This window comes from Streptomyces sp. NPDC048297, assembly GCF_043201585.1.
Lineage (GTDB): Bacteria > Actinomycetota > Actinomycetes > Streptomycetales > Streptomycetaceae > Streptomyces.
The window spans coordinates 190,692-215,810 of the sequence record NZ_JBICZA010000001.1 but is presented as its reverse complement, the minus strand read 5'-3'; the positions used below and the strand labels follow the sequence as shown (position 1 = coordinate 215,810).

Genomic DNA, 25,119 nt, shown 5'->3' with positions numbered 1-25,119 from the left:
ACCCGACGCATGCGGCGCGTATCTCTGGGCCAAGGGTCAAGGGCCGAGCCCCCCACGGAGGAACCGTGACCACCACGCTCGCAGGCGGTCGTGCCGCCCGCCGCCAGACGATGCGCCGCATCCGCCCGCGTCGCTCCCCGGCCGTCCCGCTGCTGCTCGCGGTGTGGGCGGGCGCGGCGGCCGTGCTGTGGCTGTGGTGGCACGACACCCCGTCCATCGCCGACGACCACGGCCGGATCCTCAACGCGGGCCGCATCACCGGTCTGCTCGCCGGTTACCTGATGGCGCTCGTCGTGCTCCAAATGGCGCGCGTCCCGGCGCTGGAGCGCCGCGTCGGCTCCGACCGGGTGGCCCGCTGGCACGCGATGAGCGGCCGTTACACGCTCTGTCTGGTCGCCGCGCACGCGTTCCTCACCATGTGGGGGTACGCGCTCCAGGCGGGCAGGTCGCTCGGCGACATCGTCCGGCAGACCGCCGACTCCGTCGAGCAGCTGCCGGACATGGGCAAGGCCGCCGTCGGCACGGGCCTGTTCGTGCTCATCGGGGTGACGTCGATCGGCGGGATCCGCCGCCGGCTGCCGTACGACACCTGGTACCACGTGCATGTGCTGACGTACGCGGCGGTGTTCCTGACGTTCTGGCACCAGATCGGCACCGGCAACGACTTCGCGGTGGAACCCGCCGCCAGGACCTTCTGGTACGTGCTCTACGGCTCGGTCACCGCGCTGGTCCTCCGGTACCGGATCCTCGCGCCGATCCGGCTGAACCTGCGTCACCGGATGCGGGTGGAGGCGGTGATCGAGGAGACGCCGGGCATCGTGTCGGTACTGATCGGCGGGCGGAAGCTGCACCGGATGGGCGCGGAGGCGGGCCAGTTCTTCCGGTGGCGGTTCCTCGCACGCGGGATGCGGTTCAGCTCGCATCCGTACTCCCTGTCGGCGGCGCCCCGACCCGGCATGCTCCGGATCACGGTGAAGGCGCTCGGCGACCACAGCACCCGGCTGCGGGATCTCACGCCCGGCACCCGGGTGTGGGCGGAGGGTCCGTACGGCGCGCTCACCGCACAGCGGCGCAGCCGGGGCAAGGTGCTGCTGGTCGCGGGCGGGGTCGGCATCACGCCGATGCGGGCACTGTTCGAGACGCTGCCCGGGGCGTCCGGTGACATCACCCTGCTGTACCGGGCCGACACCACCCAGGACCTGGCACTGTGGGACGAACTGGCCGCGATCGCCGACGAGCGGGGCGCCCGGCTGATGTACGCGGTCAACAGCCCGGACGGCGAGCGTCCGGACATCTCGGCGCAGAACCTGGAGAAGAAGATCCCGGACATCGACCGGCACGACGTCTTCCTGTGCGGCCCGCCCGGGTTCACGCGGACGGTGTACGAGGCACTGCGCGGCGCGGGGGTTCCCGCCCGCCGCATCCATCACGAGTCGTTCGAGATGTGAGCGGAGCTACGGAGAGTGGAAGCGATGTGGGAGCGATGAGGAAGAGCCACCCCGTCCGGCGCGTCGTGCTGGCCACCGCCGCCACCGTGTCCGGTGTCGTGCTGCTGCTGTCCCTGAAGCCCGCGACGGATCCGGCGGCCTCCACGGCACCGGGCCCGGACCCGCGGGGAACGGCGGGAGCGCGGGCCGCCGACGGCACCGGCACGGTGACGGGGGCGGCGGCCACCACGCAGTACGGGGTCGTGCAGGTACGGCTGACCGTCGCCGGCGGAAGGATCACCAGGGCCGAGGCGGTACAGGCGCCGAGGGGCGGGACCAGCGACCAGAAGTCCGCGCTCGCCGTGCCGAGGCTCAACCGAGAGGCCGTGGACGCGCAGAGCGCGCGGATCGACTCCGTCTCGGGGGCGACGTACACGAGCGCGGGATACAAGCGGTCGCTGCAGTCGGCGCTGGACAAGGTGAGGGCGTCCCCGTCCGCCGCCACGCCCTCCGGCACCGGCTACGAGCCGTCGCCGCAGTCGCCGCAGTCCACGCCGGACCGGGCCGGTGGCTGACGCGGTGGCCGGGTCGGCCGGGGCTCCCGCCGGGGTACGGCACGCGGAGGAGGTCATGGGGACCGTCTTCTCCTTCGACGTGCGCGGCGGGGAACCGGACGCGGTGCGCGAGGCGCTGGCACAGGCGGTCGCGGGCCTGCACCGTGTCGACGCGCTGTTCAGCACCTACCGCGAGGACAGCGAGGTGTCGCGGCTGGCCCGGGGCGAGCTGACGGCTGACCGGTGCGCTCCCGAAGTGGCCGAGGTGCTGGCGCTGGCGGCCGAGGCGGAGCGGGTCAGCGAGGGGTGGTTCAGCCCCCGGTACCGGGGCCCCCTGGACCCGACCGGGATCGTCAAGGGCTGGTCGGCCGAGCGGGCGGCGCGGCTGCTGGCGTCGGTCGACGGGGTGTGCGGGGTGAGCGTGAACGGGGGCGGTGACGTCCAGTTGCTGGGCGCGCCGGAGCCGCGGCGGCCGTGGCGGGTGGGGGTGTCCGATCCGCTGCGCCCGGGTGGGCTGGCGGCGGTGGTCTCGACGGCCGGGGTGACGGAGCTGTCGGTGGCGACGTCGGGCACGGCGGAGCGCGGTGACCACATCGTGGACCCGCGGACCGGCTGGCCGGCGGTCACGGACCTGGTGGCGGTGACCGTGGTGGGGCCGCGGCTGACCTGGGTGGACTGCTGGGCCACGGCGGCGTTCGCGATGGGGTCGAGGGCGGGGCTCGGGTGGCTGGAGTCCCTGCCGGACGTGGAGGCGTTGCTGATCACGGCCGGGGACGAGGTGCGCTGCACCGGGGGGCTGGCGGCACGGCTGGGCTGAGCCTCCCCCGCCCGCCTGCCCCGTGCCCGCCTGCTCGCCCGCCCCGTGCCCTCGCCCCTCCCTCCCCCTCCGCCCCACTTCAGATGAAAGATGAACTTTTTTCCCAGAAGGCCATCCAAGTCCCGCCCTGAGCCGTATCCCCTGTAGTCCAGGATTCGGGAGGAACGAACATGGCCATCTTCAGCAGTCTCCTGCCCGCCAGGGGCTGGGACTACGGCGACGACTCGTCTCGTCACGACGACGATCGTCACGGGAACCGTCACGACCACGGTGACCACGGCGACCACGGCGGCCACGGAAACGGTGGCCACGGCGACCACGGCGGTCATGGGCACGACGGCGGCCACGGTGGTGGCCACGGCGGCCACGGCGGCTACTGACCGCATCCGAGGCCGGGCGGACCGGAAGCCCGGAGGACCGGTCCGCCCGGCCGTCACTGCTCAAGGCATCCGCCACTGCTCACGGCATCCTTCGCCACTCAAGACATCCATCACTGCTCACGGCATCCGTCACCGCTCACGACATGAGGAACGCACGCCATGGCGCAGGTCCTTCGGCGTCTGCTGGCGGTGGGCGCGGACTCCGACGTCGTCGCGGCCGCTCCCCCGGTACCCCCGCGTGAGGTGTTCCGCCGGTTCTGGCCGTACACGCGCGGTGGCCGGCGCTGGCTCGTGCCCGTCGCCCTGTTCAGCCTGATCGGCCCCGTCATCGACGCCGCGGAGATCTGGCTCTTCAAGGTCGTCGTGGACGACGTGCTCGTCCCCCGGGATCTGCGTCCGTTCCTGTGGATCGCACCGGCCTACCTGGGCCTCATCGTCGGCTCGGGACTGGTCGGGGTCACCGACGACCTGCTGTCGACCTGGGTCGGCGAACGCTTCCTGCTCTCGCTGCGCTCCGACGTGTTCCGGCACGTCCAGGGGCTCTCGCTCGGCTTCTTCGAACGCCGGCGGCTCGGCGACCTGCTGTCCCGGGTCACCGGTGACGTCGACGCGGTCGAGACGTTCCTGCTCTCCGGGGTGGCGGACGCGCTGTACTACGTGATCCGCCTCAGCGTCTTCCTCGGCCTGCTGTTCTACCTGAGCTGGGACCTCACCCTGCTCGCGCTCGTCATCGTGCCGCTGTTCTGGGGAGCCGCCCGGCACTTCTCACGGCTGTTCAAGGAGGCCTCGCGCGAGCGCAGACGGCTGAGCGGCTCGATCAGCGCGATCGCCGAGGAGACGCTGGGCAATGTCGCCCTGGTGCAGGCCTACAACCGGCAGGGGTGGGAGCAGCGCCGGTTCGACAAGGAGAACGCCGGCAGGTTCCGGGCGGCCATGGCCTCGGCCCGGATCCGTGCCGTCTACGGGCCCGTCGTCGAGATCATCGAGGTGGCGGGCGGTCTCGCGGTGATGGGCCTGGGCACCTGGAAACTGACGCAGGGGCAGCTCACGCTGGGCGGGCTGCTGGTCTTCGTGGCGCTGATCGGCAATCTCTACGGCCCGGTCCGCGACCTGTCCCACCTCGGGACCACCTTCTACACGGCCTCCGCCTCGGCCGAGCGGATCATCGAACTGCTCGACCAGCGCCCTGAGGTCACCGAGGCCCCCCGAGCCCTGCGGGTCGGCCGGGCGCGCGGTGACGTGCGGTTCGAGGGCGTGTGGTTCTCCTATCCGGGCACGTCGTCTCCGGGCACGTCGCCTTCGGGCACGTCGTCTCCGGGCACGTCGCCTTCGGGCACGTCGTCCTGGGCGCTGTCGGACGTCTCGTTCCATGTGGCACCCGGCGAGACGCTGGCCCTGGTCGGGGCGAGCGGGGCCGGCAAGTCGACGGTAGCGAAGCTCCAGTCGCGCTTCTACGACCCGGGCCGGGGGGCGATCCTCCTGGACGGGACCGACCTGCGGGACCTGTGCCTGGCCGACGTGCGCGAGAGCGTCGCGGTGGTGCTGCAGGAGACGCTCGTCTTCCACGGCACCGTGCGGGACAACATCGCCTACGGCCGCCCGGAGGCGACGCAGGCGCAGATCGTGGCGGCGGCGCGTGCGGCGGACGCGCACGAGTTCATCGAGCGGCTGCCGGAGGGCTACGACACGCTGGTCGGCCAGCGCGGCCGGACGCTGTCCGGCGGACAGTGCCAGCGGCTGGCGATCGCCCGCGCGATGATCAGGGACGCGCCGGTGCTCCTGCTGGACGAGCCGACCACGGGTCTCGACATCCGTTCGGGCCGGCGGATCATGGAGCCGCTTCGCCGGCTGATGGCCGGGCGGACGACGATCGTGATCTCGCACAACCTGCTGACCGTCCGGGACGCCACGCGCATCGTGGTCCTCGACCGCGGCCGGGTCGTCGAGCAGGGCGCCCACGACGACCTGCTCACCCGCGACGGCACGTACGCCCGTCTGCACCGGCTGAACAGCACAGGCGGCACGGATGGCACGAGCGGCACCGGCGACACCGGCGACACGGGCGACACGGGTGACACAGACGGCACGGGCGGCACGGGTGACACAGACGGCACGGGCGGCACGAGCGCCGTAGGCAGGACGAGCAGCGCGAACGGTATGAACGACATGAAGGGTACGAACGGGGCGAAGCCCCCGGGTAAGGTGCTGTCATGACGGCCCTCGCCCCCGAGGAGGCCCCGCCCCTGGCACCGGGCACCCGACCGGTCCGGGGCTACGAGGTGCTGACCCATCTCACGCGGACCGGCTGGCTCGACGTCTACGACGCGTGGAGCGCCGAGCGCGACTGCCGGTGCGTGATCAAGATGGTGCGGCCCGGTCGCCGCGACCAGCGGCGGCTGGGCGAACGGCTGCTGCGCGAGGGCCGCCTGCTGCGGGACTTCACCCATCCGCACCTGGTCCGCGCCTACGAGACCGTCGCCTCCCCCGAGCCGCTCGTCGTCCTGGAGACGCTGACCGGCGAGACGCTGTCCCACCTCGTGCACCGGCTGCGACGCCGACCGGCCGCCGCCGACGTGGCCCTGCTCGGGACGCAGCTGTGTTCCGCGGCGCACTACCTGCACGGCCGGGGCCTGCTGCACCTGGATCTCAAGCCGTCCAACGTGGTGGTGGACCGCGGCCACGCGAAGGTGCTGGACCTGAGCGTGGCGCGCCCGCCGGGGCCCGCTCCCGCGGGACTCGGCACATGCTGCTACCTCTCCCCGGAGCAGGCCCGCGGCGGACCGCTCACGGCCGCCGCGGACGTGTGGGGCATCGGCATCACCTTGTTCGAGGTCGCCTGCGGTGACCTGCCGTTCGAGTGCGGTGGGAGCGAGGACGAGCCGGGCACGGCGGCCGAGGCGGACGAGGGCACGGGCGGGCCGGACGACTGGTATCCGCAACTGGAGCAGAACGCCCCGCCGTTGGCGTCCCGGCGACGCCTGCCCCTCCTCCTCGCGGGCGCGGTGGACGCCTGCCTCCGGGCCGACCCGGCGGCCCGGCCCACGGTCGGGGAACTGGCCGCCGCCCTGGCGGCGACGCTGCCCGGCGGATACCGCGCGCCCCACGCCTGAGGCCCCGGCCGCCCCACGTCCGAGGCCCCGGCGGGGACCGGGCTCAGGTCTCCGGGGCCTGCACCTGGCCGACCTCCAGCTGGGCCCTCGCGAGGACGGTGTCGTCAGAGGACGTCAGGCGGACCCCGGTGACCTTCCCGGGGTCCACCTTGGCCGTCACGCCCCAGCTGCCGTGTCCGTCGCGCAGGGAGAAGTGGCCGACCTGGACGGTCGTACCGTCCTTGTGCTCCAGGAGACAGCCGACCTTCCCGGTGTACGAGGCGCGGGGGCCGGTGAGGGCGAGGGTCACGAACATCCAGCCGGGGGCGCCGGGGTGGGCGTAGATCTCGCCGACCGGCTTCCCGCCGTCCGTGACCGAGGTGAAGTCCCCGACCAGCACCGGTTCGGTCGCGATGGCGGGGGCGGGCGAGGCGGTGACCGCCTCGACGGCGTTGCTGATCCCCCAGCCGGCGAGCCCGCAGACGACGGCGAACGCGGCCACGCCGGAGGCGAGCCGCAGCCGGGCCCGGTGGACGCGGCCACGCAGGTCCTGGAGCGCGGGGCCGGACGCGCGGGTGTGCGTGTCCTCGGGCTCGGGCGCCTGCTGGGCCAGCCGGCGCGCGACCCGGGTCTCGAATCCGTTCGGAGGCTGGGCGTCCGGGAGCAGCCCGACGAGCCGGTCGCCGACGAGGGTCAGCTGCTCGACGTACTCCCGGCACTCCGCGCAGTGGTCCAGATGGGCGACGGCCTCGGCCCGCTCGCGGCCGGACAGCACGCCCAGCGCCAGCTCGGCGCCTGCCTCCCGCAGCTTCTCGCAGGTCATCTCATCGGACCCATGGGACCCACGGGACCCACAGGACTCATGGGACCCACGGGACTCATGGGACTTGTCGGAGCCATCGAACTCATCGGACATGGTGGCCTCGGTTCGGGGACGCGAGGGTGGTGCGCAGCTTTGCCATCGCTGCCCTGATCCGCGTCTTCGCGGTGCCCAGCGGGATGTTCTCCAGGTCGGCGATCTGCTGGGCCGTCATTCCGTAGATACCCGCCATCACCAGGGCACGGGCCTGTTCCCGCGGCAGCCGCGCCACGGCGGCCCGCAGCTGGGCGGAGGCCTCGTCGGCCAGCGCCCACTGCTCCGGGCTCTCCGTGACGGCGCCGAGCAGCGCTTCGAGGTCCTCGGGTGCCACCGGCTGCGCCCTGCGGGCGCGGACGGCGTCGATCGCGAGGTTGTGCGCGATGGTCGTCAGCCAGGTGGTGACCGACCCGCGGCGCGAGTCGTACATCTGCGCGTGACGCCAGGCGCGCTCGAACGTCTGCTGGGCGATGTCCTCGGCGAGCTGCGGATCCCCGGTGACGGCCATGGCCACCCCGAAGATCCTGTGCTGGAACCTCCGTACGAAGGCGACGGCGATCTCCGGGTCGCCCTCGGACAGCCCTGAGAGCAGGGCCTCGTCCGGGAGACGGTCCGCGGGAAACCCGAATCCCGACACACCCCTGTATACGGCCGACCGCCGCCAGGGGATTGCCCCCCGGCCTCGGAAGATCACCTGTCCATTGTCCGCCGCCGGGCCGGGGCCCGCACGCGGGTCGGGGCGTGTCCAGGCGTGCGGTGCCCGGGGATCGTTCAGTGCCCGTTCTGGGCCAGGTTCAGCATGTGGTCCGCCAGTGCCTGCCCGCCGTCCGGGTTGCGGCTGATCAGCATCAGGGTGTCGTCGCCGGCGATCGTGCCCAGGATGTCGTGCAGTTCCGCCTGGTCGATGGCGGAGGCCAGGAACTGGGCGGCACCGGGAGGGGTGCGCAGGACCACGAGGTTGGCCGAGGCCTCGGCGGAGATCAGCAGCTCCTGGGACAGGCGCCGCATCCGCTCCTCCTTCGCCGACTCGCCCAGCGGGGCGCGCGGGGTGCGGAACCCGCCCTCGCTCGGCACCGCGTAGATGAGGTCGCCGTCGTTGTTGCGGATCTTCACCGCGTTCAGCTCGTCGAGGTCGCGGGAGAGCGTCGCCTGGGTGACGCTCAGCCCGTCGTCGGCGAGCAGCTTGGCCAGCTGGCTCTGCGAGCGCACCGGCTGCCGGTTGAGGATGTCCACGATCCGGCGGTGGCGGGCGGTGCGGGTCTGCGGCACGGCGGGCCCGGCACCCGCCGCCTGCTCGTGGTCCTGCGCCTGGCTCATCGTCGTCTCATTCCCCGGCTCGTCCGTCCCCACTGGCGTCGAGGATGCCGGGAAGCGCCTGGAGGAAGGCGCCGGCCTCGTCGTCGCGGAGGTTGAGCGGCGGCATGAGCCGTACGACGTCGGGGGCGGGCGCGTTCACCAGGAACCCGGCCTCCTGGGCCGCCTGCTGCACCTGCTGCGCGTGCGGCCCGGTGAGCACGATACCCAGCAGCAGCCCGGCGCCCCTGACATGGTCGATCAACGGGTGGTTCAGCGCCTCGACACCGGCGCGCAACGTCTCGCTCTGCCGCTTGACGTTGTCCAGCAGTCCGTCGTCCGCGATGGTGTCGAGGACGGCGAGGCCGGCGGCGCAGGCGACCGGGTTGCCGCCGAAGGTGGTGCCGTGCTGGCCGGGCCTGAGCAGCTCGGCGGCGCGCCCGAAGGCGACGGTGGCGCCGAGCGGCAGGCCTCCGCCGAGGCCCTTGGCGAGGGTGACGACGTCGGGCAGGACGCCCTCGTGGGCCTGGTACTCGAACCAGCTGCCGGTGCGGCCGACGCCGGTCTGCACCTCGTCCAGGACCAGCAGGGCACCGGTGGCCGCGGTGATCGCGCGGGCCGCCTTGAGGTAGCCGGCCGGGGGCACCACGACGCCGTTCTCGCCCTGGACCGGTTCGATGATCACCAGGGCGGTGTCCTCGGTGACCGCGGCGGCGAGGGCCTGCGCGTCGCCGTAGGGGACGTGGGTGACGTCGCCGGGCAGGGGCAGGAAGGGGGTCTGCTTGCCGGGCTGGCCGGTGAGGGCGAGGGCGCCCATGGTCCGGCCGTGGAAGCCGCCCGTGGTCGCCACCATGTGGCCGCGCCCGGTCAGCCGGCCGATCTTGAAGGCGCCCTCGTTGGCCTCGGCGCCGGAGTTGCAGAAGTAGACCTTGCCGTCCCGGCCGAACAGCTGGAGCAGCCGCTCGGCGAGGGCGACGGGCGGTTCGGCGATGAACAGGTTGGAGACGTGGCCGAGGGAGGCGATCTGCCGGCTCACGGCCTCGACGACGGCCGGGTGGGCGTGGCCGAGGGCGTTGACGGCGATGCCGCCGACGAAGTCGAGGTACTGCTTGCCGTCGGCGTCCCAGAGCCTCGCGCCCTCGCCGCGCACGAGGGCCAGGCGCGGGGTGCCGTAGTTGTCCATGAGCGCGCCCTGCCACCGCGCGGTCAGTTCCTCGTTGCTCATGACTCCCCCTCGGTGTCCGGCTCGTCGGGCACGACCATGGTGCCGATGCCCTCGTCGGTGAAGATCTCCAGCAGGATGGAGTGCTGGACGCGCCCGTCGATGACGCGGGCGGTGTGGACGCCGTTGCGTACGGCGTGCAGGCAGCCCTCCATCTTCGGCACCATCCCGGAGGACAGTTCCGGCAGCAGCTTCTCCAACTGGGACGCGGTGAGGCGGCTGATCACCTCGTCCGAGTCCGGCCAGTCCTCGTAGAGGCCCTCGACGTCGGTGAGGACCATGAGGGTCTCGGCGCCCAGTGCAGCAGCGAGTGCCGCAGCCGCCGTATCAGCATTGACGTTGTAGACATGTCCGTCGTCCTGACTGCGGGCGATCGAGGAGACGACCGGGATGCGGCCGTCGGCGAGCAGGGCCTCGATGGCACCGGTGTCGATCGCGGTGATCTCGCCGACCCGGCCGATGTCGACCCGTTCGCCGTCGATCTCGGGCTGGTGCTTGGTCGCCGTGATGGTGTGCGCGTCCTCGCCGGTCAGGCCGACGGCCAGCGGGCCGTGCTGGTTGAGCAGGCCGACGAGTTCGCGCTGCACCTGTCCGGCGAGCACCATCCGGACGACGTCCATGGCGTCCTCGGTGGTGACGCGCAGCCCGGCCTTGAACTCGCTGACGATGCCGTGCTTGTCGAGGGCGGCGCTGATCTGCGGGCCGCCGCCGTGCACCACGACCGGCTTGAGGCCGGCGTGACGCAGGAAGACGACGTCCTGGGCGAAGGCGGCCTTCAGGTCCTCGTTCACCATCGCGTTGCCGCCGAACTTGATGACGACGGTCTTGCCGTGGTGACGGGTCAGCCAGGGCAGGGCCTCGATGAGGATCTGCGCCTTGGGCAGGGCGGTGTGCTTGCGTGTGGTCGCGGCGTTCATGACGAGTACGCGCTGTTCTCGTGGACGTAGTCCGCGGTCAGGTCGTTGGTCCAGATCGTGGCCGTCTCGCCGCCGGCGGCGAGGTCGGCGACGATGTGCACCTCGCGGTAGCGCATGTCGACCTTGTCGCGGTCCTCGCCGACGCCGCCGTTCTTGCACACCCAGACGCCGTTGATGGCGACGTTCAGACGGTCGGGCTCGAAGGCGGCCTTCGTCGTGCCGATCGCGGACAGGACGCGGCCCCAGTTGGGGTCCTCGCCGGTGATCGCGCACTTGAACAGGTTGTTGCGGGCGATGGAACGGCCGACCTCGACGGCGTCCTCCTCGGTCGCGGCGTTGATCACCTCGACCTGGATGTCCTTGCTGGCGCCCTCCGCGTCGCCGATCAGCTGCCGGCCGAGGTCGTCGCAGACCTCGCGCACGGCGGCGGCGAACGCGTCGTACTCGGGGGTGATGCCGGCGGCGCCGGAGGCGAGGAGCAGGACGGTGTCGTTGGTGGACATGCAGCCGTCGGAGTCGACGCGGTCGAAGGTGACCTTGGTGGCGGCGCGCAGGGCGCGGTCCAGGGTCGCGCTGTCGAGGTCGGCGTCGGTGGTGAGGACGACCAGCATGGTGGCGAGGCCGGGCGCGAGCATGCCGGCGCCCTTGGCCATGCCGCCGACGGTCCAGCCGTCCTTGGTCACCACGGACGTCTTGTGGACGCTGTCGGTGGTCTTGATGGCGATGGCGGCCTTCTCGCCGCCGTGCTCGCTGAGCTGGGCGACGGCCCGGTCGACACCGGGCAGCAGCTTGTCCATCGGCAGCAGGACGCCGATCAGGCCGGTGGAGCAGACGGCCACCTGGCCGGGGGCGTGACCGCCCGTCTCGTCGTGGCCCGCGGTGTTGAGGGACTCGGCGACCTTCTCGGCGGTGGCGTGGGTGTCCTGGAAGCCCTTGGGACCCGTACAGGCGTTGGCGCCACCGGAGTTGAGGACGACCGCGGTCACCTCGCCGGCCTTGAGGACCTGCTCGGACCACTGGACCGGCGCGGCCTTCACACGGTTGGAGGTGAAGACACCGGCGGCGGCACGGCGGGGCCCGTCGTTGACCACGAGGGCCAGGTCCGGGTTGCCGTTCGCCTTGATCCCCGCGGCGATGCCCGCCGCCGTGAATCCCTTGGCTGCCGTGACGCTCACGGTGCGACTCCGATCGTCGAAAGACCCGTGGTCTCGTCGAGACCCAGGGCGAGGTTCATGCTCTGGACGGCACCGCCCGCGGTGCCCTTGGTCAGGTTGTCGATGGCGCTGATCGCGATGATGCGGCCCACGGCCTCGTCGTACGCGACCTGCACCTGAACGGCGTTGGAACCGTGGACGGACGCCGTGGCGGGCCACTGGCCCTCGGGGAGCAGGTGGACGAACGGCTCGTCGGCGTACGCCTTCTCGTAGGCGGCGCGGACGGACGCGGCGGTGACCCCCGGCTTCGCGGCGGCGCTGCACGTGGCGAGGATGCCGCGGGGCATCGGGGCGAGGGTCGGCGTGAAGGAGACGGCGATCCGCTCCCCCGCGGCGGCGCTGAGGTTCTGGATCATCTCGGGGGTGTGCCGGTGGCCGCCGCCGACGCCGTAGGGCGACATGGATCCCATGACCTCGCTGCCCAGCAGGTGGGGCTTGGGCGCCTTGCCCGCGCCTGAGGTGCCGGACGCGGCGACGATCACGGCCTCGGGCTCGGCGAGGTGGGCGGCGTAGGCCGGGAACAGGGCGAGCGTGACGGCCGTGGGGTAGCAACCGGGCACCGCGATGCGCTTGGACCCCTCCAGCGCGGCGCGGGCACCCGGAAGTTCGGGAAGGCCGTAGGGCCAGGTGCCGGCGTGCGGGGAGCCGTAGAACCGCTCCCAGTCGGCCGGGTCCGTGAGCCGGAAGTCGGCGCCCATGTCGACGACCAGGACGTCCGGGCCGAGCCGCTCGGCGACGGCGGCGGACTGCCCGTGCGGCAGTGCCAGGAACACGACGTCGTGCCCGGCCAGTGCCTCGGGCGTGGTCTCGGCCAGCACGCGGTCGGCCAGGGGCAGCAGGTGTGGTTGCAGCGCACCGAGCCGCTGGCCGGCATTCGAGTTGCCGGTCAGGGTCCCGATCTCGACCTCGGGGTGCATAAGGAGCAGGCGCAGAACCTCTCCGCCCGCGTATCCGCTCGCTCCGGCCACTGCCGCTCGTACCGCCATGTCCACCCTCCTCTGGATGGCATGACTATACGTAGTCATGCACGTTTATGCAACGGTCTCCCGTTGGGGAAGATCCCCTCGACCACCGCGATCCCGGCGATCCTGGCCGGGCAGCATGATCCGGCGTGAGACGACGAACGTCACGGGGATCGCCGCCGCGGAGGCGAGAAGGGGAGCGAAGCGGCTTCCGGCCTGCAGGACGTCGACGATCACGTACACCCCGGTGGTGGTGATCAGGAAATTGGTGACGTTGGTCAGCGGGAACAACAGGAATTTCCGCCAGGTCGGACGCGTCCGGTAGGTGAATCGCGCGTTCAGGAAAAAGGACCCGATCATACTCAGCAGGAATGCCAGAATATGCGCACCGAGATACGGAAGCCAAGTGAGCAACAGCAGATAGAGGCCGTAGTAGACGGCCGTGTTGATCACACCCACCACGGCGAAGGTGACCATCTGTCTCGACATCAGGGGATGAGGTCCTTCGTCCGTTCCGCGTCGGTGTCCACGCCGGTCTCCACACCGGTCTCCGTGTCGGTCTTCGTGCCGGTCTCCACGTTGGTCGCCTGCACCAGGAAGTGCGGGCGCCTCTTCACCTCGTAGTAGATGCGCCCCGTGTACTCCCCGATGACCCCCAGCATCACCATCTGCACGCCGGCGAGTGCGGTGACCGCGGTGATGATGGTGACATACCCGGGTGTCCGGACCCCGTCGGCCATCGCGGCGCCGACGATCCACGCGGTGTACAGGCTCGCGCACAGCAGCAGGCTCACGCCGAGCCAGAGGGCGGCGCGCAGCGGCCGGTTGTTGAAGGAGAGCAGGCCGTCGAGCCCGTACTCGAGCAGGCCCCGCAGGGACCAGGAGCTGCGGCCGGCCCCGCGGGCGGCGTTCTCGTACCCGAAGGTGGTGCTGGGGAAGCCGACCCAGGCGAACAGGCCCTTGGAGAAGCGGTTGTACTCGCTGAGGTTCAGGACCGCGTCCACCACGCGGCGCGACATCAGGCGGAAGTCGCCGACGCCGTCGACGAGTTCGACGTCGACCAGGCGGTTGACGAGCCGGTAGTACAGGCGGGCGGCCAGGGTGCGGGCGAGGCCGTCGCCGGTGCGGGTGCGCTTGGCGATGACCTGGTCGTGGCCCGTGCCGTGCAGCCGGACCATCCGCTCGATCAGTTCGGGCGGGTGCTGGAGGTCGGCGTCCATGACGACCACCGCGTCGCCCGAGGCGTTCCGCAGGCCGGCGAGCAGGGCCGCCTCCTTGCCGAAGTTGCGGCTGAAGGAGACGTAGCGCACCCGTGCGTCGGTGTCGGCGAGGCGCTGGAGGATGTCGAGGGTGCGGTCGCGGCTGCCGTCGTCGACGTAGACGAACTCCATGGCGTGGCCGAGCCGCAGCAGGTCCTCGGCGGCCTTCTGGACCTCCGTGTGGAAGCGGGCCAGGACGGCTTCCTCGTTGTAGCAGGGCGCGACGATCGATATCAGCATGGCGGGTCCCCCAGGACGCGGTCAGGCGCGGTCAGGACGCGGTCACAGAGCGGTGGTCACGCGCTCGCGCGTCGGTGTGGTCGTGGACGGTGGCCGGGTGCGCCGGCGGCGGACGGCGCCCCGGACACCGGGCAGGGCGAGCAGGGCGAGCAGGGCGAGCGCCAGCAGCGAGGCGGCGCCGACGGTGGTGCCCAGCCGCAGCCCTGGCGGGTGGAAGGTGCAGGTCAGGGTGGTCGAGGTGCCGTCGAGGGGTACGGCGATCAGCCCGTGGTAGGACCCGGCGGGGCGGGCCGGTGCGCCGCCCGTGGCGCACCGCCAGCCGGCGATCCGGGGCGCCGCGACGACGGCGGTCCCCGTGCTGCCGGCGGGCAGTTCGGCCCGCAGGGTGCCGTCGGAGACGGTGACCTTCGTGGCGCCGGTGGCCTTCAGACGGGCGGCGGCCGTGTGCAGCCGGGCGGTGTCCAGGCAGCCGACCGCACCGGCGGGAACGCTGCCGGGCCGGTCCGGGGTCAGCTCGATGCGCAGCCGCCCGGACGCCGGGGCCGTGCCGAGCGGCTCCATCGCCGCGCGGTTGCGCGGGAACTCGTACCGGAACAAGGTGCCCCTCGGGCCCCCGGCGAGTCGTGCGGTGCCGGAGAAGTGCGGTGCCCACAGGTACACCTGCCGGCCGGCCGGGCAGCGGGCCGTGACGCTCGCGCCGGACGCGGCGGCGCCGCGCCCCACCCGGCGGTCCGAGATCGCCTTCCCGTCGGCGTCCAGGACGGTGACCGGCGGCAGGGTGTAGACGCGGCTGCCGAGCAGCAGTTCCTGGTTGCGGTACGGCGACGGGCCGAAGGGAGCGTCGTCGGGTGTGGTCCGCACGGTCACGAGGGGTGGTACGTCCTGCCGGCGGGACACGGTGACCGGGCTCCCGTCCTGGGGCGGCCACTTCTGGTGCGGGTCCGGCGGGGAGTGCACACGGGCGCCGACCGAGAAGACGACGTCGGTGACCGGGTTGTCCAGGCTCTGTACGCTCCGGCCCCGCGAGGTCCAGCCGCCGCCGAGCGCGGTGAGGGTGCGGCTGAGGACGTCCGAGGTCAGGCTGCTGTAGTACTGGGCGCCCTGGCCGCCCACCAGCATCGGGTCGTTGCCGACGGTCTGTTCGCGGCCGGGGTCGGTGCGGTAGCGGGGCCAGCCGTCGGCCTCGGCGATCAGCGCCGCCTGCCGCTCCTGCCGCTGCCCCCAGGGCGCGTAGTCGTCCAGGTGCGAGATCCTGAGCCGGATGGCCACGGCGGAGGTCGCGGCGCTCTCGCCGAGCTGCGTACCGATCAGCAGGACGACGGCGAGGCCCGCCATCCGGGCCCGGCCCTGGGCGCGGGCGAGCCCCAGCAGGGCCAGTCCCAGGAGGGCGCCGGCGACGGCGAGCAGGAGCACCGGCCAGGTCCACCCCCGCATGAGGGAGCTGCGGCTCGCGACGGCGACGACCAGGGCGAGCAGGGCGGCCCCGGCGCCGAGCGCGCGCCGGTCGGGCAGCCCGTACGACAGCGCGTGCCAGGCGGAGATCACCAGCAGCCCGCACAGCACGAAGGTCTGGCGGTAGGGGCTGCCCTGCGGGGTGACGAAGGCGTGCCAGAGCAGATGGGTCGGCGTCCACTGGAGCGAGAGGGCCACCGCGAGCACGAGCACCGTCCAACCCGCGCGCACCCGTGCGGGCACGGCCCGGTGGAAGGGCAGGGCGAGGGCGAGCAGCAGCGCCGTGACGCCCACGTACGAGGCGGGCGAACCCCAGCCGTAGGTCCCCGGCAGCATCCGGGCCAGCACGTCCTTGCCGGGCACCGGCACGAACGGGCTCGCGCGGCCCGGGTAGGCGTGCCGGGTGCCGAAGTAGACGACCGTGACGAGCGGGGCGGCGAGGCCGATGCCGAGGGCGGTGGTGAGGACCGCGCGGCCCGCGGCGGCGAGCGCCCGCCGGCGCGGCAGCCCGGACAGCAGGAGACGGAGCAGCAGGACCAGGGCGGCGCCGAGGGTGGCCATGTAGGCGGTGTAGAAGTTGGCGGTCCAGGCGAGCGCGACGATCAGGACGCCGGGGACGCGGTGGCGTCCGGCGAGGGTCCACTCGCCTGCCAGGCAGAGCAGCGGCAGGGCGATGAGGCCGTCGAGCCACATCGGGTTGTAGGAGGCGTCGGCCACGCTCCAGCCGCACAGGGCGTAGGAGGCGCCGAGCAGGCCCGCCGCCCACCAGCGGCCGGGGCGCAGGGTGAGCAGCAGCCAGGCCATGGCGGCTGCGGCGGACGCGGTCTTCAGGGCGGTGACGGCGTACACCGCGAGGTCGATCTCGTCCCGGGGGAAGAGGGCGACGAGCGGCGCGAACGGGCTGCTGAGGTAGGTGCCGAAGTCGGGCAGGAAGCTGGAGCCGTACCCCGACTGCCAGTTGACGAACAGGCCGCCGTCGGCTCTGCCGTGCAGCAGGTCCCACAGGTGGGCGTGCAAGGGCACGTACTGGTTGCCGAGGTCGTTGACGCTGCGGGTGCGGGGGCCGAAAGGGTACGTGCGCGCGAGCAGATCGGCGGCGCAGAACGCGGCCGCGGCCAGGGCCGCGGCGAGCAGCGCGGCGGCACGCACGGCCGAGCGGGGTACACCGGGCGGGGTCGAGCGGTCCATTTTTCGGCAGGCCCCCAGCGAATTCTTTTCGGTGATTTCGCGGGGTTAGACGGACCGAATTCGCGCATGGTTGTGCGCGCATCGAAAAAGAGGGTTGCGCGCGCCGAGCGGGGGAAGCGAATGATGAATTTTTGAACGGCGGGGGAAACTGTGGATTCCCCTGAGGTGATGCCGAGGTGAACCGGCTTGCCTGTCCGCCGCCGTAGGCTCGGCCCCCTGGACGCGATGACGGGTGAGTGATGTGGTGACGGGTGAGTCCTGGCCGGTTCCGGACGTCCTGACCCATCTGTCCGGACGTTGGCGGGTGACACGCGAGGTGCGGGACCTGGCGGGCGGCGACGAGGGACGCTTCGAGGGCGTCACGGTCTTCGCCCCTCTCCCGGACGGCGGTCTGCTGCACGAGGAGTCCGGCACCTTCACCTGGCGGGGGGTGGCGCGGCCCGCGACCCGGACCCTGCGGTTCCTGCCGGGGCGGGTGCCGGGCACGGCGGACGTACGGTTCGCCGACGGGCGGCCCTTCCACGACCTGGACCTGACGACGGGGCGGTACGTCGCCGGCCATCCGTGCGCGGCCGACTTCTACCGGGGCGAGTTCACCGTCCGGGACGCCGACCACTGGCGTACGGTCTGGCGGGTCGGCGGCCCGGCGAAGGACCTCGTGCTCACGACGGACTACGTGCGCGAGGACTGACAGCTCCGTGCGCGAGGACTGACAGCTCCGTGCGTGAGGACTGACGGCTTCGTACGTGAAGACTGACGGCTTCGTACGTGAAGACTGGCGGTTATGCGCGCGAAGACCGACGGCTATGCGCGGGAGGGCTGGGCGGAGACCCCGTCGAGGCGGAGGTTCCAGCGGCCCGCGCGGCCGGTCACGGTGGTCGTCGACAACGGGCGCACGTCGATGTTCCAGTAGCTGGCGGGCGGCGCCTTCAGGGCGTACACCAGGGCGGCCCGTATCACCGAGGGCTCGGCGACGGCGACGATCTGGCCGCTGTCCCCGGCGGGCCGGGTGTCGAGCCAGCCGCCGACCCGGGAGATGAAGGCCAGCAGGGATTCGCCGCCGTGCGGGGTGGAGCGCGGGTCGGCGAGCCAGGCGTCCACCGCCGCGGGCTCGCGGGCCATCGCCTCGCCCAGCGTCAGCCCGCGCCAGCGGCCCATGTCGCAGTCACGCAGGGCGAGCTGAACCAGCGGCGCGTAGCCGAGGGCGTCGCCGGTGGCGCGGCTGCGCGCGGTCGGGGAGCAGTAGCGCAGGTCGGCGGCGGCCAGCGGCACCAGGAACCCGGCGAGGTGCAGCACCTCGTCCCAGCCCGCCTGGTCCAGCGGCCGGTCGTCCTCGAAGCGCTCGGCGAGCAACGGGGAGCTGCGTGCGGCCGCCACGAAAGTCACCCGAAGTGGCATGCGGTGATGGTGTGCCGCGGATCTACGCGGGTCAAGAGCTGCTCCCTGTGAGCTACCCAGGGTGAGCGATCGTTCACTCGAAGACGTGCGCCATCCACTGCTCGGGCCGCTCCAGCGGGCGGAAACCGAGCTTCGCGTACACGCCGTGGGCGTCGTCCGTGGCCAGCACGAGGCGTCGTAGCCCGTAGGGCCGCAGGTGGTCGCGGATCCGGCCGACGAACGCGGTGCCGACGCCCTTGCCGCGCACCGAGGGGTCCACGTACACGTCGGCGAGCCAGGCGAACAGCGCCCGGTCGGTCACCACGCGCGCGTACGCCACCTGCTCCCCCGCGGTGCTCTCGTACACGCCGAAGTTGATCGAGGACTCCATCGCGCGTTCGTGCGTGTCGCGGGGGCGGTCGACCGCCCAGTAGGCGTCGGTCGACAGCCAGCGGTGGACGCGGTCGACGTCGACGCGGGCGGTGTCGGCGGAGAACTCGTAGCCGTCGGGGAGGGCGGGTGCGTCGCTCATGCCGGGTGCGTCGGGGAGGGCGGGCGCGTCGCTCATGCCGGGCGCGTCGGGGAGGGCGGGTGCGTCGCTCATGCCGGGTGCGTCGGGGAGGGCGGGCGCATCGCTCATGCCGGGTGCGTCACTCAGGCCGGGATCCTCGTTCATGCCGGGATCCTCGCAGGCGGCAGGACGGGGGTCGAGCGGATTCCGGCCGGGAGCGGCGGGGCCGCCTGTGGGGCGGTTCGCGCAGTTCCCCCCGCCCCGCTCGGGGCCCCGTTGCGCACCGGACTTCACCGATCCGGCTCAGAACACTTCGTCGTACGCCGTGCGCAGCCGCCGTACCCCCTCCGCGATCTCCCCGGTGCCGGCGACCGCCGCGAAGCTCAGGCGCAGGTGGGCGGCGGGGGGTTCAGCGCTGAAGTAGGGGCGGCCCGGGGTGAGGGCGACGCCCGCGCGCAGGCCCGCCGCGGTCAGGGCCGCCTCTCCCCCGGAGCCGAAGGCCTCGGTGGTGCCGCCGGCGCCGTCGGGGAGGCGGACCCACAGGTGGTAGCCGCCGGACGGGACGTAGGGGAGGGCGAGTTCGGGCAGGTGCAGGGCGAGCGCGGCGGTCATGGCGTCGCGCCGCTCCTTCAGTTCGGCGGACAGGGACCGCAGATGGCGGGGCCAGGCCGGGGAGCCGACGAGTTCGAGGGCGGCCTCCTGCAGCGGGCGCGGGACGAAGAAGCTGTCCACGATCTGGATGGCGCGCAGGCGTTCCAGCACCGGTCCGCGCGCGGCGAGCGCGCTCACCCGGAAGCTGGGCGAGGTCGCCTTGGTCAGCGAGCCGACGTGGACGACGACGCCGTCCGGGTCGTCGGCGGCCAGCGGGCGGGGCAGCGGGCCCGCGTCGGCGTGCACGAGCCGGCGTACGAAGTCGTCCTCGACCACGAACGCGCCCGCGGCCCGCGCGATGCGCAGCACCTCGGCGCGCCGGTCGGGGGCCAGTACGGCGCCGGTCGGGTTCTGGAACAGGGGCTGGCAGACGAACACCCGGGCACCGCTGGCCCGGAAGGCGTCGGCGAGGAGATCGGGGCGGACGCCGTCGGGGTCGACCGGCACCGGGACGGGGCGCAGCCCGGCGGCGCGGGCCAGGGCCAGCATGCCCGGGTAGGTGGGCGACTCGACGAGGACCGGCGCACCGGGCGGGGCCAGCGCCCGCAGCGCCGTGGCCAGGGCGGCCTGGCCACCGGCGGCGATCAGCACTTCCGCCGCCGTGACGGCCCCTCCGATGCCGCGCGCGAACCACTCCCGCAGTTCCGGCAGTCCGTCCAAGGGTGGTCTCCCCCAGGCGCCGGGGCGGCGTCCGGCGCGGGCGAGGGCCGCGGCCATGGCCCGCTCGGGCTGCAGGGAGGGGTGCAGATAGCCGCCGTTGAACTCCAGCACGCCCGGGGGCGGGGTGGTGAGCGAGACGGTGACTCCGGACGCGTCCACCGAGCGGGGTACGAGGTCGGCCGTGCCGTCGGCGCTCAGCGCGACCTCCTGCCAGGAGGTGTCCCCGGCGGGCGCGGCGGTGGCGTGCGGCCGTGCGCGGAAGGCGCCGGCGCCGGGCCGGGTGACCACCAGCCCCTCGGCGGCCAGCTGGGCGAGGGCGCGGGAGACGGTCACCGGGCTCACCCGGAACCGCTCGACCAGGGCCCTGCTCGACGGGAGTTTTCCACCGACCGAGTAGCGGTTCAGCTCTCGTCGCAGCTGTTCTGCCAGATCAGTGACACTGCTACGCTCGTGCATGAGAGCACAGAGTAGCGCTACTACCGCGACGGCGATAACGGTCCCCGCTCCCCGCGAGCACCGGAGCCTCGGCACCGGGCTGGCCGCCCTCGGCGTGATCGCCTTCTCCCTCACGTTCCCGTCCACCGCCTGGGGTCTGGAGAGTTTCGGCCCGTGGTCGCTGGTGGCCGCGCGCAGCGTCCTCGCCGCGCTCGTGGCCGGAGGGTTTCTGCTGATCCTGCGGGTGCCGCTGCCGGAGCGCCGGCATCTGCCGGGGCTGGCCGTCGTCGCGGCGGGGGTGGTGCTCGGTTTCCCGCTGCTGACCACGCTCGCGCTGCGGACCTCCTCCACCGCGCACGCCGCCGTCGTGGTGGGTCTGCTCCCGTTGACCACGGCCGTCGTCTCGGCGCTGCGCATGGGGCACCGGCCCTCACGCCGGTTCTGGGCGGCGGCACTGGCGGGCGCGGCGGCCGTGCTCGCCTTCACCGTCGGGCAGAGCGGCGGCGCCCTCACCGCCGCCGACGTGTATCTGTTCGCGGCGCTGCTGGTGTGCGCGGCCGGTTACACGGAGGGCGGCCGGCTGGCCGGGATCATGCCGGGCTGGCAGGTCATCGGCTGGGCGCTGGTGCTGTGCCTGCCGCTGACCGCGGCGGGTGCCGTGCTGGCGCTGGCGTACGAGCCGGTGCACCTCACCTGGCACGGGGTGACGGGTCTGGTGTGGGTCGCGATGGTCTCGCAGTTCCTCGGACTGGTCGTCTGGTACCGGGGGATGGCGGCCGTCGGGATCCCGAGGGCGAGCCAGTTGCAGTTGGCCCAGCCGCTGCTCACACTGGTGTGGTCGGCACTGCTATTGGGCGAGCACCTCACGGCAGCCGCGCCGCTGACCGCCGTCGCCGTGCTCGTGTGCATCGCCGTCACCCAGAGGTCGTGACCATGAGGAGGGCCCAGATGCGCGCATCCAAGGGCGACAAGGTCGTCCAGCACGGCCGGGTGGTCGGACAGCACGACAAGATCGGCGAGATCGTCGAGGTGATGGGCCCCGAGGGCAACCCGCCGTTCCGTGTCCGCTTCGACGACGGGCACGAGGGCATCTGCTCCCCCGGGCCCGACACCGAGATCCGGCACAAGGAAACCCGGCCGTCGTAGCTCACAGCGGTGGCTTCGCCGGCTGCCGGTAGTGGTCGGCGGTCACCCGTGCCATCGCCCCGACGGGATCCCTCGCCATGTCCCCGGCGGCGAAGAACATGTGCCCGCGCACCTGTGGGTGGCGGGCGGCGAGCGTGAGGTGCCGGGACAGCTCGGCCGGGTCCTGCCAGGCCGCCGGCTGCCCGGCAGCCCCCGCCTTGTACAGCGCCTCGCCGATGTACAGGCGGGTGGCGGTGCCCTGGGCGACGCCCGCCCACCAGTCGACGAGCTTCGCGTAGTCGGCAAGGGCGAAGCCGATGTTCCAGTACTGCTGAGGGGCGAGGTAGTCGATCCAGTGCTCGCGGACCCAGGTGCGGGTGTCCGCGTGGAGGTCGTCGTACGTCTGCACGCCCGCCTGCGTGTCGGAGCCGCGCGGGTCGGTGGCGGCGTTGCGCCACACCCCGAAGGGGCTGACCCCGAACAAGGTGCCGGGCCGGACCTTCTTGACGGCCGCCGCCATCTCCTTGACCAGTTTGTCGATGTTGTCGCGGCGCCAGGCGGCCCGGGTGGCGAACGCCGAGCCGTACCTGTCGTAGGCAAAGTCGTCGTCGAAGCTCTGTCCGGCGACCGGGTAGGGGTAGAAGTAGTCGTCGAAGTGGACGGCGTCGACCGGGTAGCGGGCGACGGCGTCGAGCATGGCCTGCTGCACGAAGGCACGGACGTCCGGCAGGCCGGGGTTGTAGTAGAGCCTGCCGCCGTACGGCACCACCCAGTCCGGGTGCGTGCGCGCGGGGTGCGAGGGGGTCAGCAGGCTCGGGTCGGCGTGGTTCGCGATCCGGTACGGGTTGAACCAGGCGTGCAATTGCAGACCGCGGGCGTGGGCCTCCCGTACGGCGGTGCCCAGCGGGTCCCAGCCGGGATCCTGGCCCTGGGTGCCGGTGAGGTACTGGGACCAGGGCTCGTAGGGCGAGGGCCACAGCGCGTCCGCCGTGGGCCGCACCTGGAAGACCACCGTGTTGAGCCCGTGGCGCACCGCCGTGTCGAGGTGGGCCGTGAGCTCCCCGCGCTGCTCGGCGGCGGTGAGGCCGGGACGCGAGGGCCAGTCACGGTTGGAGACGGTGGCCAGCCACACGCCCCGCATCGCGGCGTCCGCCGCAGACGCCGTACCTGGGGCCGAGGCCGTCACCGAGGCGGCACCCGAGGCCTTTGCTGACGCCGCGCCCGACGCCGCGCCTGACACCGCACCCGAGGCCGCTGCCGACACCGCGCCCGAGGCCGCACCCGACGCCGTTGCCAGTGTCGACAGCGCCGCCAGTGTGAACGTCCTGCGTGAGATCCGCCCCATCCCGCACCCCCCCATACGCTCCGGAATCGATCCGTCACGGATCGTATCGCGCACCGTGACCCCTCCCACCCGGACGATCGATCATCGATACTTCGCGGTAACGTGCACGTGCGGAGCAGGAGCCGGACCAGGTCGGCCTGCCGGAGCCGGAGAACCAGCGAAGGGGACGATGTGACAGGCATCCCAGGGGGAGACATCACGCGCGTCGGCGTCGTGGGCTGCGGCCAGATGGGCGCGGGCATCGCCGAGGTGTGCGCCCGCGCGGGACTGGACGTGCGGGTCGCCGAGACCACTGGCGAGGCCCTGGAGATCGGCCGCACCCGGCTGTTCAACTCCCTGGCCAAGGCCGCCGAGCGCGGCAAGATCAGCGAGGAGGAGCGGGACTCCACGCTGGCGCGGCTGAGCTTCACCACCGACCTCGGCGAGTTCGCGGACCGCGATCTGGTCATCGAGGCCGTCGTGGAGAACGAGCAGGTCAAGACCGAGATCTTCCAGGTCCTCGACCAGGTGGTGACCCGCCCGGACGCGATCCTGGCCTCCAACACCTCCTCCATCCCGCTGGTCAAGCTCGCGGTCACCACCTCGCGGCCCGACCACGTCGTCGGCATCCACTTCTTCAACCCGGCCCCGGTGCAGGACCTGGTCGAGCTGATCCCGGCGCTCACCACCTCCGAGGGCACCCTGAGCCGCGCGCAGCTGTTCGCCGAGAAGGTGCTCGGCAAGCACGCCATCCGCGCCCAGGACCGCTCGGGCTTCGTCGTCAACGCGCTGCTGGTGCCCTACCTGCTCTCCGCGATCCGCATGTTCGAGTCGGGCATCGCGAGCCGCGAGGACATCGACAACGGCATGGAGATGGGCTGCGCCCACCCGATGGGCCCGCTGCGGCTGTCCGACCTGATCGGCCTGGACACCATCGTCTCGATCGCCAACTCGATGTACGCCGAGTACAAGGAGCCGCTGTACGCCGCTCCCCCGCTGCTCCAGCGCATGGTCGAGGCGGGCCGGCTCGGACGGAAGACCGGGTCGGGCTTCTACACCTACAGCTGACCACGCAGAGCGACGCCCCATGGGCCCGGCACCGGATTCCGGTGCCGGGCCCATCTGTTTCACACACCGTGTGCGCCCCGGGCTCGCATATGCCGCTCGCACACGCTCCCCTCGTGCCCACCAGGCGAGTTGACTCTCCATGCGCATGCAACGGACGCGGAACCACCGCGTCCGACTACGGAAAGGAGTGAACCCGTGACCGCCGATCGGGAGCATCCCGTGGTTCACGAAGAACTCGCAGAGTTACGTCGCCGCCTCGACGTCGCCTATGTGCGGGTCGAGGGGGGACTGGCGCTGCTCAGCCATCGCACCGAGGAGACCGTCAAGGAACTCGACGAGCTGAACTCCCGCATGATCTCCCTGGAGCACACACGCTGGCCGCTGCCCTCGGTCGCCGCGCTCACGGCCCTGGGAGCCCTCGTCGCGACGCTCTGGCAGGCACTGGGTCGCTAGCGCCGGCCCTTGGCGCACCTCGTCTCGCGGCGAGCTTCGACTCGCCGGCCCTCGGCGAGCCTCATGTGGTGCAGAAGGAGTAACCCGGCTGCCATGTTGGCGGCCGGGACCTCCCCTCGGGCGATCAGGTCGGGGACGACTTTGAGCGGGACCCATTCACGGCGGTCCGACTCGAAGTCGTCCACGGGGTGGCCGACGTACTCGCCCCGGTCGGACCAGTAGATGTGGTGCCGGGCGTCGGTGAGACCGTTGGACGGCTCGACGCTCATCAGGTGGTGCAGGGGTCCCGGCCGCCATCCGGTCTCCTCCTCCAGCTCTCTGGCGGCAGCGCTCGCGATGTCCTCGCCGTCCTCCACGACTCCGGCGGCCAGTTCCCAGCCCCAGCTGTCGGTGATGAAACGGTGGCGCCACAACAGGAGTACCTCGTCGGCCTCGTTGACCACCGTGGCGACGGCCACGGGCCGCAGCCGGATCACGAAGTGGTCGAGGTGCCGGCCGTCCGGCAGTTCGACGTCCGCGAGATTGACGCTGAACCAGCGGTTTGCATACACAGTTTGTTCGTTCTGTTTCGTCCACTGCACGGTTCTGCCACCTTCCGCCGAGTAAGTGGCAATATCGCAGCAGGGACTGTGTACCCGCAGTGGG

At 72.4% G+C, this 25,119-nt stretch carries 25 protein-coding genes and 1 pseudogene; 11 read left to right on the top strand and 15 right to left on the bottom strand.

The features are described 5' to 3' along the window. Positions 1-65: 65 nt before the first annotated feature. The 6 genes and pseudogenes from ACGFYV_RS00950 to ACGFYV_RS00925 all read left to right on the top strand — a co-directional run bounded on the left by ACGFYV_RS00950 (position 66) and on the right by ACGFYV_RS00925 (position 6,288). Positions 66-1,448: a ferric reductase-like transmembrane domain-containing protein gene (locus ACGFYV_RS00950; protein ID WP_393876191.1), complete on the top strand. Its 1,383-nt coding sequence runs from the start codon at positions 66-68 to the stop codon at positions 1,446-1,448. Positions 1,449-1,483: 35 nt separating this feature from the next. Then, a pseudogene (locus tag ACGFYV_RS00945) lies at positions 1,484-1,948 on the top strand (FMN-binding protein); the annotation flags it as partial. 109 nt (positions 1,949-2,057) lie between these two features. Further along, positions 2,058-2,798, top strand: coding sequence for an FAD:protein FMN transferase (locus ACGFYV_RS00940; protein WP_393876379.1), 741 nt, complete (start codon positions 2,058-2,060; stop codon positions 2,796-2,798). A gap of 170 nt (positions 2,799-2,968) precedes the next feature. Continuing rightward, complete coding sequence (locus ACGFYV_RS00935; protein WP_393876190.1) at positions 2,969-3,178, top strand: hypothetical protein; 210 nt, start codon at positions 2,969-2,971, stop codon at positions 3,176-3,178. Between the two features lie 159 nt (positions 3,179-3,337). Continuing rightward, positions 3,338-5,392: an ABC transporter ATP-binding protein gene (locus ACGFYV_RS00930; protein WP_393876189.1), complete on the top strand. Its 2,055-nt coding sequence runs from the start codon at positions 3,338-3,340 to the stop codon at positions 5,390-5,392. After that, complete coding sequence (locus ACGFYV_RS00925; RefSeq protein ID WP_393876188.1) at positions 5,389-6,288, top strand: serine/threonine-protein kinase; 900 nt, start codon at positions 5,389-5,391, stop codon at positions 6,286-6,288. The genes ACGFYV_RS00930 and ACGFYV_RS00925 overlap by 4 nt, the downstream gene beginning before the upstream one ends. Before the next feature lie 43 nt (positions 6,289-6,331). On the opposite strand, the gene ACGFYV_RS00920 is transcribed toward ACGFYV_RS00925, so the two are convergent. The 10 genes from ACGFYV_RS00920 to ACGFYV_RS00875 form a co-directional block, all read right to left on the bottom strand. Next, positions 6,332-7,090, bottom strand: coding sequence for a hypothetical protein (locus ACGFYV_RS00920; RefSeq protein ID WP_393876187.1), 759 nt, complete (start codon positions 7,088-7,090; stop codon positions 6,332-6,334). Between the two features lie 82 nt (positions 7,091-7,172). Continuing rightward, the gene (locus tag ACGFYV_RS00915; RefSeq protein WP_393876186.1) at positions 7,173-7,760 is read right to left on the bottom strand and encodes an RNA polymerase sigma factor; all 588 of its coding nucleotides are present in this window, start codon (positions 7,758-7,760) and stop codon (positions 7,173-7,175) included. A gap of 134 nt (positions 7,761-7,894) precedes the next feature. Further along, a complete protein-coding gene (locus tag ACGFYV_RS00910) occupies positions 7,895-8,440 on the bottom strand; it encodes an arginine repressor (protein WP_393876185.1) in 546 nt (181 codons plus the stop codon). A gap of 7 nt (positions 8,441-8,447) precedes the next feature. Continuing rightward, positions 8,448-9,641, bottom strand: a complete 1,194-nt coding sequence (locus tag ACGFYV_RS00905) for an acetylornithine transaminase (RefSeq protein ID WP_393876184.1) — start codon at positions 9,639-9,641, stop codon at positions 8,448-8,450. After that, the gene (gene argB / locus ACGFYV_RS00900) at positions 9,638-10,555 is read right to left on the bottom strand and encodes an acetylglutamate kinase (protein ID WP_393876183.1); all 918 of its coding nucleotides are present in this window, start codon (positions 10,553-10,555) and stop codon (positions 9,638-9,640) included. Before argB ends, ACGFYV_RS00905 begins: the two co-directional genes overlap by 4 nt. Beyond that, entirely contained in the window at positions 10,552-11,730 is a 1,179-nt protein-coding gene (argJ, locus tag ACGFYV_RS00895; RefSeq protein WP_393876182.1) for a bifunctional glutamate N-acetyltransferase/amino-acid acetyltransferase ArgJ, read from the bottom strand. Before argJ ends, argB begins: the two co-directional genes overlap by 4 nt. Then, positions 11,727-12,755 (bottom strand): N-acetyl-gamma-glutamyl-phosphate reductase, encoded by a 1,029-nt coding sequence (gene argC, locus ACGFYV_RS00890; RefSeq protein ID WP_393876181.1) that lies wholly within the window; start codon positions 12,753-12,755, stop codon positions 11,727-11,729. The genes argJ and argC overlap by 4 nt, the downstream gene beginning before the upstream one ends. Before the next feature lie 45 nt (positions 12,756-12,800). Next, complete coding sequence (locus ACGFYV_RS00885; RefSeq protein ID WP_393876180.1) at positions 12,801-13,220, bottom strand: GtrA family protein; 420 nt, start codon at positions 13,218-13,220, stop codon at positions 12,801-12,803. Continuing rightward, entirely contained in the window at positions 13,220-14,230 is a 1,011-nt protein-coding gene (locus tag ACGFYV_RS00880; protein WP_393876179.1) for a glycosyltransferase family 2 protein, read from the bottom strand. Before ACGFYV_RS00880 ends, ACGFYV_RS00885 begins: the two co-directional genes overlap by 1 nt. 42 nt (positions 14,231-14,272) lie before the next feature. Continuing rightward, a complete protein-coding gene (locus ACGFYV_RS00875; RefSeq protein WP_393876178.1) occupies positions 14,273-16,870 on the bottom strand; it encodes a YfhO family protein in 2,598 nt (865 codons plus the stop codon). Between the two features lie 232 nt (positions 16,871-17,102). Here ACGFYV_RS00875 and ACGFYV_RS00870 point away from each other — a divergent pair, with 232 nt between their 5' ends. After that, positions 17,103-17,561, top strand: coding sequence for a DUF6314 family protein (locus ACGFYV_RS00870; protein WP_393876177.1), 459 nt, complete (start codon positions 17,103-17,105; stop codon positions 17,559-17,561). Between the two features lie 113 nt (positions 17,562-17,674). Here ACGFYV_RS00870 and ACGFYV_RS00865 read toward each other — a convergent pair whose 3' ends face one another. From ACGFYV_RS00865 to ACGFYV_RS00855, 3 genes are all read right to left on the bottom strand, one after another. After that, a complete protein-coding gene (locus tag ACGFYV_RS00865; RefSeq protein ID WP_393876176.1) occupies positions 17,675-18,268 on the bottom strand; it encodes a histidine phosphatase family protein in 594 nt (197 codons plus the stop codon). A gap of 73 nt (positions 18,269-18,341) precedes the next feature. Further along, positions 18,342-18,779, bottom strand: coding sequence for a GNAT family N-acetyltransferase (locus ACGFYV_RS00860; protein ID WP_393876378.1), 438 nt, complete (start codon positions 18,777-18,779; stop codon positions 18,342-18,344). 282 nt (positions 18,780-19,061) lie between these two features. Further along, entirely contained in the window at positions 19,062-20,525 is a 1,464-nt protein-coding gene (locus ACGFYV_RS00855) for a PLP-dependent aminotransferase family protein (protein WP_393876175.1), read from the bottom strand. Between ACGFYV_RS00855 and ACGFYV_RS00850 the strand changes: the two genes are divergently transcribed. Continuing rightward, on the top strand, positions 20,524-21,435 hold the full coding sequence (locus ACGFYV_RS00850) for a DMT family transporter (RefSeq protein ID WP_393876174.1): 912 nt from the start codon (positions 20,524-20,526) through the stop codon (positions 21,433-21,435). The two genes, ACGFYV_RS00855 and ACGFYV_RS00850, sit on opposite strands and share 2 nt — an antisense overlap. A 17-nt stretch (positions 21,436-21,452) precedes the next feature. Next, a complete protein-coding gene (locus ACGFYV_RS00845) occupies positions 21,453-21,650 on the top strand; it encodes a DUF1918 domain-containing protein (protein ID WP_393876173.1) in 198 nt (65 codons plus the stop codon). A 1-nt stretch (position 21,651) separates the two neighbouring features. Here ACGFYV_RS00845 and ACGFYV_RS00840 read toward each other — a convergent pair whose 3' ends face one another. Further along, positions 21,652-22,974, bottom strand: coding sequence for a glycoside hydrolase family 10 protein (locus tag ACGFYV_RS00840; RefSeq protein ID WP_393876172.1), 1,323 nt, complete (start codon positions 22,972-22,974; stop codon positions 21,652-21,654). Positions 22,975-23,145: 171 nt separating this feature from the next. Here ACGFYV_RS00840 and ACGFYV_RS00835 point away from each other — a divergent pair, with 171 nt between their 5' ends. Beyond that, the gene (locus ACGFYV_RS00835) at positions 23,146-24,021 is read left to right on the top strand and encodes a 3-hydroxybutyryl-CoA dehydrogenase (RefSeq protein WP_393876171.1); all 876 of its coding nucleotides are present in this window, start codon (positions 23,146-23,148) and stop codon (positions 24,019-24,021) included. A 195-nt stretch (positions 24,022-24,216) separates the two neighbouring features. After that, complete coding sequence (locus tag ACGFYV_RS00830; RefSeq protein WP_393876170.1) at positions 24,217-24,474, top strand: hypothetical protein; 258 nt, start codon at positions 24,217-24,219, stop codon at positions 24,472-24,474. Here the strand turns inward: ACGFYV_RS00830 and ACGFYV_RS00825 are convergent. Then, positions 24,471-25,055: an NUDIX hydrolase gene (locus ACGFYV_RS00825; protein WP_393876169.1), complete on the bottom strand. Its 585-nt coding sequence runs from the start codon at positions 25,053-25,055 to the stop codon at positions 24,471-24,473. The genes ACGFYV_RS00830 and ACGFYV_RS00825 overlap by 4 nt on opposite strands. Between the last annotated feature and the right edge of the window lie 64 nt (positions 25,056-25,119).